Annotated in this window: 12 protein-coding genes; 4 read left to right on the forward strand and 8 right to left on the reverse strand. The window is 39.4% G+C overall.

Features of this window, described 5'->3' with window-relative positions; all coding sequences use genetic code 11:
* Nucleotides 1-58: 58 nt before the first annotated feature.
* Both AC04Q1_RS07930 and pdhA read right to left on the reverse strand, forming a co-directional pair.
* Nucleotides 59-1,723: a 2-oxo acid dehydrogenase subunit E2 gene (locus AC04Q1_RS07930; protein ID WP_478363472.1), complete on the reverse strand. Its 1,665-nt coding sequence runs from the start codon at nt 1,721-1,723 to the stop codon at nt 59-61.
* 30 nt (nt 1,724-1,753) lie between these two features.
* Nucleotides 1,754-2,749, reverse strand: coding sequence for a pyruvate dehydrogenase (acetyl-transferring) E1 component subunit alpha (gene pdhA / locus AC04Q1_RS07935; RefSeq protein ID WP_269426432.1), 996 nt, complete (start codon nt 2,747-2,749; stop codon nt 1,754-1,756).
* A 508-nt stretch (nt 2,750-3,257) separates the two neighbouring features.
* On the opposite strand from pdhA, the gene AC04Q1_RS07940 reads away from it, so the two are divergent.
* The 3 genes from AC04Q1_RS07940 to AC04Q1_RS07950 all read left to right on the forward strand — a co-directional run bounded on the left by AC04Q1_RS07940 (nt 3,258) and on the right by AC04Q1_RS07950 (nt 5,236).
* Nucleotides 3,258-3,815, forward strand: a complete 558-nt coding sequence (locus AC04Q1_RS07940; protein ID WP_316844818.1) for a C40 family peptidase — start codon at nt 3,258-3,260, stop codon at nt 3,813-3,815.
* Nucleotides 3,816-3,911: 96 nt separating this feature from the next.
* Nucleotides 3,912-5,009 (forward strand): CapA family protein, encoded by a 1,098-nt coding sequence (locus AC04Q1_RS07945; protein WP_478363475.1) that lies wholly within the window; start codon nt 3,912-3,914, stop codon nt 5,007-5,009.
* 44 nt (nt 5,010-5,053) lie between these two features.
* The gene (locus AC04Q1_RS07950; protein WP_478363477.1) at nt 5,054-5,236 is read left to right on the forward strand and encodes a hypothetical protein; all 183 of its coding nucleotides are present in this window, start codon (nt 5,054-5,056) and stop codon (nt 5,234-5,236) included.
* A 122-nt stretch (nt 5,237-5,358) separates the two neighbouring features.
* Here AC04Q1_RS07950 and AC04Q1_RS07955 read toward each other — a convergent pair whose 3' ends face one another.
* Both AC04Q1_RS07955 and AC04Q1_RS07960 read right to left on the reverse strand, forming a co-directional pair.
* On the reverse strand, nt 5,359-5,544 hold the full coding sequence (locus AC04Q1_RS07955) for a hypothetical protein (protein WP_138818968.1): 186 nt from the start codon (nt 5,542-5,544) through the stop codon (nt 5,359-5,361).
* Between the two features lie 112 nt (nt 5,545-5,656).
* Nucleotides 5,657-7,699, reverse strand: a complete 2,043-nt coding sequence (locus AC04Q1_RS07960) for a M13 family metallopeptidase (protein ID WP_478363480.1) — start codon at nt 7,697-7,699, stop codon at nt 5,657-5,659.
* A 91-nt stretch (nt 7,700-7,790) separates the two neighbouring features.
* Here AC04Q1_RS07960 and AC04Q1_RS07965 point away from each other — a divergent pair, with 91 nt between their 5' ends.
* Nucleotides 7,791-8,732 carry an SPFH domain-containing protein gene (locus AC04Q1_RS07965; RefSeq protein WP_478363482.1) on the forward strand — a complete coding sequence of 314 codons (942 nt, stop codon included), beginning with the start codon at nt 7,791-7,793 and terminating at the stop codon, nt 8,730-8,732.
* 230 nt (nt 8,733-8,962) lie between these two features.
* Here AC04Q1_RS07965 and AC04Q1_RS07970 read toward each other — a convergent pair whose 3' ends face one another.
* The 4 genes from AC04Q1_RS07970 to AC04Q1_RS07985 all read right to left on the reverse strand — a co-directional run bounded on the left by AC04Q1_RS07970 (nt 8,963) and on the right by AC04Q1_RS07985 (nt 13,933).
* Entirely contained in the window at nt 8,963-11,128 is a 2,166-nt protein-coding gene (locus AC04Q1_RS07970; protein ID WP_478363484.1) for a carboxy terminal-processing peptidase, read from the reverse strand.
* Nucleotides 11,129-11,395: 267 nt separating this feature from the next.
* Nucleotides 11,396-12,088: a tetratricopeptide repeat protein gene (locus AC04Q1_RS07975; protein WP_478363485.1), complete on the reverse strand. Its 693-nt coding sequence runs from the start codon at nt 12,086-12,088 to the stop codon at nt 11,396-11,398.
* A gap of 29 nt (nt 12,089-12,117) precedes the next feature.
* Entirely contained in the window at nt 12,118-12,960 is an 843-nt protein-coding gene (locus AC04Q1_RS07980) for an isoaspartyl peptidase/L-asparaginase (protein WP_478363487.1), read from the reverse strand.
* Nucleotides 12,961-13,057: 97 nt separating this feature from the next.
* A complete protein-coding gene (locus tag AC04Q1_RS07985) occupies nt 13,058-13,933 on the reverse strand; it encodes a cyanophycinase (protein ID WP_478363489.1) in 876 nt (291 codons plus the stop codon).
* Between the last annotated feature and the right edge of the window lie 163 nt (nt 13,934-14,096).

Raw genomic sequence — 14,096 nt, forward strand, 5'->3', positions numbered from 1 at the left:
CTTGGATGGCTTTAATTATATTGATCAGTATAACTGAAAACCGAGTATTGCTAACTGATTAAGCTAATAACCTGATGGGCTCTTCCAATAAACCTTTTAAGGTTTGCAAGAACTGTGCCCCGGTTGCACCATCAACCACACGGTGATCGCAACCTAAAGTTAGTTTCATTACGTTACCAGGCACAACCGCGCCATTTTTAACTACAGGAACCTGTTGAATGGCACCTACCGATAAAATTGCACCATCAGGTGAGTTGATAATTGAAGTAAACTCGTCAATACCAAACATACCCAGGTTAGAAACGGTAAAAGTAGAACCTTCCCAGTCTGCTGGCTGTAATTTCTTAGCTTTTGCTTTACCACCAAAATCTTTTACTTCTGCAGAGATGTGTGATAAAGATTTACCATCAGCAAAACGTACTACCGGAACCAATAAACCATCTTCAACAGCCATCGCAACACCAATGTTGGTATGCTCGTTAAATCTGATTTTATCGCCACCCCATGATGAGTTAACAGCAGGGTGTTTTTTCAATGCAACAGCAACCGCTTTAATGACGATATCGTTGAAAGAAACTTTAACCGGAGCAACCGCATTAATTGCTGTGCGGGCTGCCATTGCATTGTCCATATCAATACTGACGGTTAAATAGAAATGCGGGGCGGTAAATAAACTTTCTGCTAAACGTTTTGCAATTACTTTACGCATTTGCGAAACCGGAGCTTCAGTAAATTTAACTTCGCCAACATATTGAGGAATAACCGGTGCTGGTGCAGCAGTCTTCTCAGCAGCCGGAGCTGAAGCCGATTCTGCTTTAGCCGGGGCAGCAGATGGTTTAAAGTTTTCGATATCTTTTTTAATGATACGGCCACCTTCTGCACTGCCTGCAACCTGCGCTAAATCAATCCCTTTATCTTTTGCTATCTTCTTAGCTAAAGGAGAAGCTTTAACACGGCTATCTGAAGAGCTTTCTGCAACCGGAGCAGACGCACTTGCATCAGCAGTTGCCGCTTGCTTTTCTTCTTTAGGTGCTTCAGCGCTTTCCGCTTTTGGTGCTGGAGCTGAGCCACCTGCCAAAATTCCGCTAACATCTGTTCCTTCCGGACCAACGATAGCAATAATTCCGTTTACTTTTGCAGCAGCACCTTTCTCAACACCAATGTGTAACAAAGTTCCGGTGGCATAACCCATTACTTCCATAGTTGCCTTATCGGTTTCTACATCAGCAAGAACATCATCATCCTTAACTTTATCGCCAACTTTTTTATGCCACTCGGCAATTACGCCTTCTGTCATGGTATCGCTTAATAAAGGCATGCGGATCACCGTAACACCTTTAGCAGCTAATTCTTCTTCGCTTAGGCCACCACCCTGTGCAGGTGCAGCTTCTTCCTTTTTCTCTTCAGCTTTTGGTGCTTCTGCACTTTCGGCTTTTGGCGCTTCTGCACCTTTTTCCGCTTCCAAAGCAGCTTTATAATCTTCGCCTTCTTTACCGATAACGGCCATGATGGCATCAACAGGAACAGCTGATCCTTCTTCTACACCTATGTATAAAATAGTGCCATCCCAATAAGATTCCATATCCATTGTTGCTTTATCAGTTTCTACTTCTGCTAAAACATCGCCGCTTTTCACTTTATCGCCCACTTTTTTATGCCACTTCGCCAAAACCCCTTCGGTCATGGTGTCGCTCATTTTGGGCATTTTAATTACATCAGCCATTATATCTAATTAATTGAAATCTTATTAATATTAGTCCATTACGTAAGGGTAGTCCTGTTGCATATATACATCTTTGTATAATTCGGATGCATCAGGCCAAGGAGATTCTTCAGCAAATTTCACTGCCTGATCAACAGTTGCTTTTACTTTAGCTTCTACTTCTTCGATCCAGGCCTGATCTGCATACTTTTCTTTAAGAATAGTTTCTCTTGCATGCTCAACCGGATCTTTTGCTTTATAATCTTCTAATTCTTCTTTGGTACGGTATTTTGCCGGATCAGACATCGAGTGACCACGGTAACGGTAAGTTCTCATTTCTAAGAAAGTAGGTCCTTCACCCTTACGTGCACGTTGGATCGCTTCGTCCATAGCATTGTGAACTGCAACCGGATCCATACCATCAACTGGTGCGCATGGCATATCAAAACCTAAACCTATTTTATAGATATCGGTCATATTGGTGGTACGTTGAACCGAGGTACCCATTGCGTAACCGTTGTTTTCGCAAACAAAAACAACCGGCAATTTCCAAAGCATGGCCATGTTAAATGTTTCGTTTAGTGCACCCTGGCGCACCGCACCATCGCCCATATAACAAATGTTAACATTGTCTGTTCCTTTATATTTTTCTGCAAAAGCAACGCCAGCACCTAATGGAATCTGACCGCCAACAATTGCATGACCACCATAGAAGTTATGCTCTTTACTAAACATGTGCATCGAACCACCTTTACCTTTAGAGCAACCTGTAGCTTTACCATACATTTCTGCCATAATACTATCGGCACTAACTCCTAAAGCTAAGGCATGGGCATGATCACGGTAAGTTGTAATCATCGAATCACCTTTTTGCATTGCAGATATTGCACCTGCAACTACAGCTTCTTGTCCAATGTATAAATGACAAAAGCCACGTATTTTTTGTTGTCCGTATAACTGGCCAGTTTTTTCTTCGAACTTGCGCATCAGCAACATCGACTCAAACCACTTTAACCAGGTATCTTTATTTATTTCTACTGCACTCATTTTAGGATATTTGTTTTTTGCGACAGCAAATCTAATTTTTTTATTGTAATTTTTGGCACTTTCTAGTGTAAAAACATCATAGTATAAGGGTTAAAATCAGATTTAACAGTTGTTTTACAATTAAATACAATCGTTAATGTGCCTTTACCAACTTTCGCCAATTTAAGTGCGATTTCACATAACTAAATCAATGCCCTTTATCATAATATGGAATCAATTTATTCTAAAATTTAATTTTGTCTAAATCCTGATTTACGTAATTAAAAAATAAGGCATTTTCTATTCTCCGATCAGAATTTTAAAACGAAAGGCCCCCATAAGAAAAGATATTTTTTTATCGAAATATGAGGCGGCAACGGTGGATAAAAAATAAAAATGTTAATAACTTCCACTTTTTATAAGATTACATTTGGATAACATTTGTATAATCAATACTTTTGACAACCAACAATAAGCCCATGTGGTGTACGTTAATGTGTAAGTGAATACCCAAACATAACTGTATAACATGATTAAAAAATTTTTGTTTTCAACCCTAATTGCTATCTGCACGCTCTCAACCGCATTTGCGCAAACAAAAACAAAAGAATCTGGTAAAGAATTAAATGATCCCGACAACCTTGCATCGCAGTATTTCTCGCAGGTTATGGGTGTTGCAGTAGATGCAACTTCGAATTTAAAACTGTATAAGTTTATTTACGAATGGATCGGAACTCCATATAGTTACGGTGGAAACAGCAAAAGAGGCATCGATTGCTCAGCTTTTACTAAAGCGATTTACGACAAAGTTTTCAACACTACCATCAGAAGAAATTCGCGCGATATTTTTAGTATGGTAGATCCATTGTCTAAGGAAGATTTAAAAGAAGGTGATCTGGTTTTCTTCAAGATTAAAAGCAGAAGTATTTCTCATGTGGGTATTTACCTTGGCGATAACAGATTTGCACATGCATCAAGTTCACGCGGCGTAGTGATCAGCAACCTGAACGAACCCTATTACAGCCGTTACTTTTACAAAGGCGGGCGTGTTTTAGAATCGTTTAAGAAAGAATTCGAAGTAGAATAGTTCAGTGAGCAGTTACCAATTTTCGGTTAACAGTTAAAAATATACAATCCTCCTAAAGAAATTTTGGAGGATTTTTTTATACCGCTTAAATCAACAATGAAGTTCATCAATACGCTAATGATATCCACGCTTGCACTAATTATTTTGATTAGCTGCACCAGTAACAATGCCCAGGTTACCACCCCGGTTGCTAAACAGGATACTGTGATCAGGAAAATAAAAGATACCATATCCATCACTGCAGTAGGCGATATCATGCTCGGCTCGGCATTCCCTTCAAAAACCAATCTGCCACCTGATGATGCGATAAACAGTTTTGATGCGGTAGATAGTCTATTAACAGGAGACATCGTTTTTGGAAATCTGGAAGGCTGTTTCCTCAATTCGGGCAATTCTAACAAATGCAACGGGATCAATCCGAATAACTGTTATGCCTTTAGGATGCCTGAGCGTTATGCCGGAATTTACAAAAATGCGGGCTTCAATGTTTTAAGCATAGCCAACAACCACGTTGGTGATTTTGATGCCAAAGGACGAAAAAACACCGCGAGGATTTTAGATTCCTTACAGTTCCATTACGCCGGACAGGTAAACAAACCTTTCGAGATTTTTGAAAAAGACAGCATAAAATATGCCTTCTGTGCTTTTGCCCCGAACGAGAATACGGTTTCGATCAATAAGATCGACAGCGCCAAAGCTTTGGTGGCCCGATTAAAAGCTGTGGCTGATATTGTAATCGTTTCCTTCCATGGGGGAGGTGAGGGTGCAAGGTTTGAACATGTTCCCCGCAAAAATGAGATCTTTTACAAAGAGAACAGGGGTAATGTTTACGCCTTTGCGCATGCGGTGATTGATGCGGGTGCCGATGTGGTATTGGGCCATGGCCCACACGTAACCCGTGCAGTCGAAGTTTATAAGAATAAATTCATCGCTTACAGTTTGGGCAATTTCTGTACTTATGGCATGTTTAGCTTAAAGGGTAACAATGGCATCGCTCCATTGCTACAGCTTAAAATAAACGCCAAAGGCGATTTTCTCTTTGCAGATATCGTTTCGGTTAAACAGGATAAGATTAACCGTTTAACCTTAGATGATAATCACAGCGCTTTTAAACGGATCAAAGAATTAACGGATAGCGATTTCATTGGCCATCAGCTGAAATTTACTGATCACAGGATCAGTTTAAAAGATTAATCTTCTACGACATCAATCTCAATTTATTTCAGAATATTTGTGCCATGAAAACCGGATTAATACTTCATTATATTATAGGGATAGCAGCAGCGCTATTAGTGCTGGCCGCTGCTTACTACATTCAGCAAAACCCAAAGAACCTCTTATCTGCCGGGATTATCATTTTAGCTGGCTGTCTGGTAGCTTTTAGTCAATATCAGATTATCAAGCATAAGAAGAAAAAATAACAATTACCATTATTTTACGGTCCCGAAGGCTGAAACTTTAAGAATGGTATTTTTCTTGGTTGGCCATTAAGGTGACCGTAGTATTTTTTTTGCTGTCCAGAAAGTTTAGAAGGAAAAGAAACCTAACTCTCGTCTTTTGTATTCTTTACCAGGCCAATACCCGATACGAAGAATATTAATCCGATGATTCCATATACCATCAATCCCCTTGTATTTTGGTTGTGGTTTACAAAGCCATAGCCAGCGTATATCAATCCAATTATACCAAGTACGGTTAATATGGTTCCAAAAGTGCGTTTTACGTTCATGTGGTGATTATTTAATAAGATAAAGACAAAGTTTTCCTGTATTTGTTTTAAAGCAAAAAAAAAGTCCATTCCGGTAGCTGAAATGGACTTTTAAAAAAGTCAAGCGTTTAATCTACCAAACACCCAACCTATTGGCTGGTGCAACATACATCTTTGCTGTTGTGGGAATATTAAAAGCCTTATAAAATGCTTCCATATTATACACGGGGCCGTTCACTCGGAACATTTCCGGACTATGTGGATCTGTTTTTAATCTTACACGCATGCTTTCGTCGCGATCTTTGATTCTCCACACCTGGGCAAAGCTTAAAAAGAAACGCTGATCTGGTGTAAAGCCATCAACCTTTTGGTTGCCCTTACCCTGCTCAGTTAATTTAAAGGCATCATAGGCAATGTTCAAACCTCCGATATCGGCAAGGTTTTCACCCAAAGTTAATGAGCCGTTAACGTGCTGGTTATCCAATAAAGTGAATTTGTTGTAAAATGCCTCCACTTTACCCGCTTTGGCCTTAAATTTATCTGCATCGGCTTTTGTCCACCATTCTTTTAAGTTACCTACAGCATCGTACTGACGGCCCTGATCGTCAAAACCATGGGTCATTTCATGACCGATTACCGCACCAATTGCACCATAGTTAATGGCATCATCTGCAGCGAAATCAAAGAAAGGAAATTGTAAAATTCCGGCAGGAAAAACAATCTCATTGAAAGATGGATTGTAATAGGCATTAACTGTAGGTGGAGTCATTCCCCATTCTGTTTTGTCAACATTTTTGCCCAACTTATCCATCATTTCTTTATAGGCATGTTTATTGGCCGATTGAAGATTGGCATAATAAGTGTTTTTCGAAACCTCAACATCATCATATTTTTTCCATTTGTCGGGATAACCGATTTTTTTAATAAATGCATTCAGTTTTTCCAAAGCTTTCTTTTTGGTTTCGGGAGTCATCCAGTCTACCTTCTGGATCCGCTCGGCATATACTTTCTGCAGATTGTTTACCAAAGTCAACATACGTTCCTTGGCTTCTGGTTTAAAGTACTTTTCGGCATACAGCTGGCCAAGAAGTTCGCCTAAGCTACGGTCTGTAGCGTTCACAATGGCTTTCCATCTTTCGGTTGGTGCTTGCTGGCCATATAGTGTTTTAGAAAAGAAATCGAATTTAGCTGCTCTGAATTTTTTGGTAAATGAGTTGGCTGATCTGTTTAAGGCGTCAAATTTCAACTTTTCTTTCCAGATTTCGATCGGCTGGCTTTTTACCAAGCCAGATAAAGCCTGATAGTACTTCGGCTGCCTAACAATCACGGTATCGGTGCTCGCACCTAACTTGCCCAGCACAGATTTCCATTCGATATTTGGCGTCTGTTTCTGAAAATCGGCCACCGTCATTTTGTTATAGTTTTTCTGAGGATCGCGCAGTTGAACAGGCGTTGAATGCGATGCTGCAATAGCGGTTTCTAACTTTAAAATATTATCGGCATATTTTGCAGCATTTACCGAATCGCCGGCAAGGCTGAAAATTTTAGTGATGTATTTGATATACTCCGTTCTGATTTTCTTTGCCTTTTCATCTTGTTCTAAATAATAACTGCGGTCGGGCAGGGTAAGTCCGGCCTGCGAAAATGATAAGGCATTTTTAGTGCTTAGTTTATCATCCGGATCAACACTGAACCCCAATAAATCGCCTTCTCCGTTTTTGTAACCATCGGCAACAAAGTTGATTAAATCCTGATCATTTTTAATTCCGTCTATTTTACCCAATAGTGGCTTTATCGGTTCAATGCCCAGTTTCTCGATGGTGAGTGTATCCATTCCGCTCGCGTAGAAATCGCCAACTTTTTGTTCGGCGCTTCCTTTAGATGCTTCTGCTTTTGAAGCACTTTCGAGAATCTTGTTCAGGTTTTTGAGGTTATCGTTATACAAAGTATAAAAAGAGCCCCAGCCCGTTTCTGTTTTAGGGATTTCGGTATTTTTAATCCATTTGCCATTGGCATATAGGAAGAAATTATCGCCTGGTTTTACCGTGGTATCCATGCCTGCTTTATCGAAAAATTCGGTGCGTGCATTTACCGTTTCGGTTTCCTGATGGTTCTTATTCTGACATGCAGCAAAGAGCAAAATGCTTGCAGCCGGAAGAATTAATTTAGTTTTCATTGCTTATGAATTAGTTAGAAAAACTTAAAGCTACAAAATGCCAGGTGTAGTTTGTATGAATTTTTTATAACTTCATAAAAAAAATCTAATTATGCAATACACTATTTACATTGTAGCCATTGTAGCATTTATTATCCTACTCAGCTCTTTTGTTACCGTTAAGCAGGGAACCATTGCGGTGGTAACGGTTTTCGGTAAGTACCGTCGTCAATTAAGACCAGGTTTAAATTTTAAAATCCCATTAATAGAGCAGATTTATTCGCGCATTTCCATTCAAAACCGCTCTGTAGAACTTTCGTTCCAGGCAGTAACGCAAGATCAGGCCAATGTATATTTTAAGGCCATGCTGCTATATTCTGTAGTGAACCAGGATGAAGAAACCATTAAAAATGTAGCCTTTAAATTCGTAGATGCCACTAACCTGATGCAGGCATTGATCAGAACCATCGAAGGTTCGATCAGGGCATACGTAGCTACACAAAAACAGGCGAATGTACTGGCACAGCGTAATGAAATTGTACTTCACGTGAAAGAGCAGATCGATCAGGTTTTAGATGGCTGGGGTTATCACCTTCAGGATCTTCAGTTGAATGATATTACCTTTGATGAGGAAATAATGCGCTCAATGAGCCGCGTGGTGGCCTCAAACAATTTAAAAGCTGCGGCTGAGAATGAAGGTCAGGCTTTATTGATTACCAAAACTAAAGCTGCAGAAGCTGACGGTAATGCCATTAAAATTGCCGCCACGGCCGAGCGTGAGGCCGCCCAATTACGTGGACAGGGTATTGCCTTATTCCGTGCTGAGGTGGCCCATGGTATGAGCAAAGCCGCACAGGAAATGGAACAGGCCAATCTGGATATTTCAGTAATCCTATTCACTATGTGGACAGAGTCGATTAAACACTTTGCTGAGAACGGCGATGGAAATGTGATCTTCCTTGATGGCAGCAGCGAAGGCATGAACAGAACCATGAAAGAAATGATGGCCATGCAGTTAAATAAACAAACTGAGCCAGCGGCGAAGAAAGGATAGTCTTGTTTTGAAGTGCTGTAAGATGTTACCATCTGACAGTTAGTATAAATTAAAAGATATATCTTTTCGAATCGGATCGAAATATCCGACACTATAAAAAACGGGGCCTAATATAATTTTAGAGTGGTCAACTTTCTAGCAAACCGGTTGTAAGGTTGAGCACTCGGATACCAACAAAAAAGCCGCTTTAGCAAAACTAAAGCGGCTTTTTATTGAAATGATATTTCTAATTAGTTATTTTTTGGCATCAGACCTAAATTCATGACATAACTACCAGATTGTTGCATAAAATCACCCATTACTTTTAATGATTCGTCTTCAATAAAGTCGTAAGCATCTTGTTTGGTAATTTTATCTCCCTTTTTAATTGCAGGCAACCCTCTTAATGCTCTTAATTCATTCTGTCTGGCAAGGGTTTTCACTTCCTGAGCTTCCCGTTCAGTTTTAAGTTTTGCTTCGTTTAACGTTACAGAAACCTCAGCATCACGTTTTTTAAGATCAGCTATATCTTGTTTCAGATATTTGAAGTCTAAAGAACTGGCAATGCGTTGCTCACTGTTTTTAGTCAGTTGTGCTTTAACTGCTGTTAAATTAGCAACCGCTTTAAAGTTAGAACTTGGAATCACATCCCAAGGCAACGCAGATGGCTCTGTATCTTCTCCTATTTTATCCATTGGATAAACCGAAGGGAAAACCACATCGGGAGTTACACCTTTATGTTGCGTACTGCTACCGGCCACACGGTAAAATTTAGCCATGGTTAAGTTAATCTGACCTAAGTTAATATCGGCCGGATTCGCACTACTTGGTGAAGTACCAACTGTTTTATCTTTAGCAACCAAACCCGCTACCCTTTGCAACATGCTTGGGTTTACCAATTTGTTTAAATCGATAGAAGATTGAACGGTACCTTTACCATAGGTTTGGCTACCCATAATAATACCACGTCCATAATCCTGAATTGCTCCGGCAAAAATTTCGGATGCCGATGCACTTAACCGGTCTACCATTACACCGAACGGGCCATCCCATGCTACACCAGTATTTTCATCTTCATCCACTTCAATTTTGCCACGTAAATCTTTTACCTGAACAACAGGACCTTTATCAATAAATAAACCTGTTAATGAAATGGCCTCAACTAAAGAACCTCCACCGTTACCACGTAAATCCAATACAATCGCATTAACCTTATCGTAAGTTTTTAATGAATCGATCAGTTTTCTTACATCACGGGTGGTACTTTTATAATTTTTATCACCGGCATTTGCCGCTTTAAAATCGGCATAGAATGCAGGCAGAGTAATAATTCCAATTTTAACGTCCTTACCGTTGCTGTTTATCGTTTTTACTTTTTTCTTGGCAGAAGTTTCTTCCAAAATAATTTTATCACGAACCAGCTCTATAATTACCGGTTTCGACGACATTTCTTTTCCTACAGGGATAACCTTTAAACGAACTTTTGTGCCTTTTGGACCTTTGATTTTCGTAACAGTATTATCTAATCTCCAGCCCACAACATCCACAAATTCGCCATCACCCTGGGCTACAGCGATAATACGGTCACCCGCACTTAATTGTTTGCCTTTAAAGGCAGGTCCACCAGCAATAATTTCTGAAATTTTAACAACTTCATTCTCCAGTTGTAAACGGGCTCCGATCCCTTCGAAAGAGCGCGACATGTCTTCATTAAATGCAACCGCATTACTAGGGTTAAAATAATTGGTGTGCGGATCAATCGATTCGGTAAATGCATCCATTAAAATCTGGAAAACATCCTGGTTATTGGTTTTCGAAGTCTGTGATTGCAGGTTCTGATAACGTTTCGTTAAAGTTTCTACATTTTTGGCTTCGGCCGTTCCTGCCAGGTTTAAGTTGATCAGTTCGTATTTAACACGTTTTTTCCAGGTATCATTTAAAGCTGTTGAAGAAACTGCCCAAGGCATTTTCTCTCTATCGTATACATAAGTATCGTTCTGGTTAAAATCGAATTTCGTTTTGATCTGGGCTAAAGAATAGGTAAAATATTCGTTCAATCTTTTGGCGTAAACGTTATAGATAAAGAACGGACCACTTAAATCGCCATTTTTAAAATCATCATCCAACGTATATCTGTATTTTTCAAATTCTTTAATATCAGAGGCCAGGAAATAGTTTTTACCCTGGTCTAAAGATTTGATATACTTATCCAAAATAATAGAAGATATAGAATCGTTGATCTGTATTTTTTTGTAATTATAGCTCTCGATCAAATTGACAACTTCTTTTATAACAAGTTGCTGTTGCTCATCCGGTTTCACATTGGTAACACCCTCAACCATTGGCTGAGTTTTAGGTGCAGCATGACAAGCAAGTACTGCTGCAGTAAAAATTACAAAAAATATTCTCTTTAACATCTCTTTAAATGATTTAAAATCCATTTCCAATTCTATATAGCCAATATGATACCATTTTAGCAAAAAAACAAAAAAGAGACAGCATTATTACCGTCTCTTGTTAAAACTTTATCAAATCTAACTAAAAGCTTTTTATTTAACAATTTCTATAGGAGAACGTTAAGAGTTATTTTTTGTTTTGATCGCCCTTGAAAATTTGACTCATTACAGATCTAAAACATCTAAGAGGAGTAATGTAGAAGGATATTGACGAAAACAAACGACTAATTAGCTTGGATTTACTTTTTTGCTCGTCGTTTTATTGGCGATCATCTCCCTGGCGTCTTTTATTTGCGATTTGTACTGGGTGGTTTTGATGGAATTGGCCAGCCATTCAGCTGATTTTAAATCCCTCAATGCAAGCGTAAAATCTTTCTTTTTGATTTTAACCTGAACAATGCCCAGGATTGATTCGATATAGGAGTTATTGCTTTTTAGCTGTTTTGCCAGAATACCCTGCTGGGTATAAAACCACATCGACTGCGTATACTTGGTATTGGCCAGATAAACTTTACCCAAAAGACTGTAAGTATTCATTATACCTGCCCTGTTGCCTGTTTTGGAATAGTTTTTTAAGGCCACATTCAAAAGAATCTGTTCGGCATCAGTAAAGCGGCCCAACTGATAATGCATACTGCTCATTTTGATGATTGCTTGTCCGTACCTGCTGAAATTTTTTACGGAATTGTATTCGAAAGCCGCTTTTCCAAATAAGGTAAGTGCCTCATTATAATCTCCTTTTCGCTCTAAATCTTCTGCTTCTTCAAAAAAAGAATTCCCGTCTTCCAGATCAAATTTAGACACCGCTATATTTATAGCACTACCTCCATTAGGTTCCTGGATTTCCGTTCTATCAATGTTTTGAGCTTGTAATTGTAATGATGCAAAAAGGCCGATCAAGGCCAATACAATTTTGGTCATGCAACAAAAATAATACTTTAATTCTAATTTTAGCTAAATACCTGTAAATTAACATCAAATGATGCCCAAACCATATAGGGATGTGAATCGCAATGGTAAATTTCACCCAGGGCAGATATGCCTACAACACCTGCAAAGCCATCAAAAGCCTTAAGTTCAGCAAAAGATTTATCTGATGCATCCTTTAACGAAAAACCGTCAGTAACACGTGTCACTATTTTAGCCGCCAGTGCACCGCTCACAATGTCCTCGCCAACTCCTGTACAAGAAATACCTGCGTATTGATTTGCATAGTTACCTGCTACGGTTGCAGAGTCGCTTACCCGGCAGGGGATTTCGAAGCCCTTGCCGCCTGTAGAGGTTGCTGCTGCCAAATTCCCATCTGCATCGAGCGCCACACAACCAACGGTTCCTTTATTGTTTCTCTGATTTAGTTTGGCTTCGTACTCTGATTGCCGCTGTGCCGTAATGGGGTTGAAATATTCAAAACCATTTGTTCTGGCAAATTGCTGTGCGCCATCCCCGCTTAAAACGCGGTCGTCGTAAGTCAATAGATTTTGAGCGATTGCGATTGGATTTTTAACATCCTCTACGTTGATTACTCCGCTAAACTTTTCTGTTCTACCATCCATTAATGCGGCACTTAATCTCACCTTTCCATCACTCTGGATTTGCGAACCAATGCCAGCGTTAAATAATTCATGATCTTCCAGCAATGCAACGGTATACACAACGGTTTCTAAAGCTGTGTGCGTTTTTAAATATTCGTGCCCAAGAGTAACAATCGAAGCCAATGCATCTTGTTTTGCTTTTTTGGTTTCCTGGTTGGTAGACGACTCGCTAAAGAAGCCTCCGTGTATGATAAGTTTCATTTTTTTAGTATCGATGTGTTAGTATCAAGATGGGAGTATTAAGTATCGAGATTAAATACTTTAACTGGAATGTGCCAATTGAAAACTGTAAACTGAACTACGCTATCGGAATAACCTTTGGATGGTGGATCACCAAACTGTGGTCTGTTAAATCATAAACATCGCCATCACACATTACGTGTACCACCATATTCTTGATTGAAACGGGCTGTCCCATTTCTACATCAGTTAAGTTGGTATCGGCCATGTTGCGTCCGTCTACCAAAATCACCATTCCTGAGCCGATGGCCTCCATGGTATGCCCATCAGAAATAAAAAGCCCGGTATCTTCACCAAGGCCGATGCCTAAAATACCCGGATTACTCGCCGCAGCATATAATAAACGGCCGATTCTACCACGTTGAACAAAGTGTGTATCTACAATAACGTCATCAATAAAGCCCAATCCACCGGTAATTTTTACTTCACCTTTCAACAGGGCATCTTTACTGCTCCCCTGATAAATCATGTTTTTAGAACTTGCTGCCGCACCTGCAGAGGTTCCCGCAATTACAACAGGCTCATTTCTATATTTTTCAAGCAGAATCTGATGGATTTTTGTCCCACCGAAAATAGAAGAAAGACGGAGCTGATCACCGCCCGTAAAAATTATGACCTCTGCTGCTTTGATACGTTCATAATTTTCATCAGAATTGGCTTCTTCACGATTGGTGATATTTAGCACCCCCACATTATGAACATCCAACTGTGCATAAGCCTTGATGTATTCTTCGCCAACCTTTTCTGGCATTAACGAGGCTGTGGTGATGATTTCGAATCGGGATTGAATGTCTCTAACTGACTCTGTAGTAATTCGCTTAAGAATTCCACGCTCAAAAAAATTCATGTTTTCAGGCATTCCAAATTGCGTTTCTGCGAAGCTACCTGTATTTATTGCGCCGCCAATAATGATGAGTTTACCTTTCGGAACCATTCTTTGTGTATTATAATTGTATCAAAAAACCCAAATATATAGGCTTAAGATAAAAAACACGACTTTTTTTGTCAAGAATATTCAATTTATTAACAAACGTTAAAATAATCTAATGAAAAATTAACGTTATAGTGCTTGAAAATAAAACAAATAGACCTTAAAA

Source organism: Pedobacter humicola (assembly GCF_056490705.1).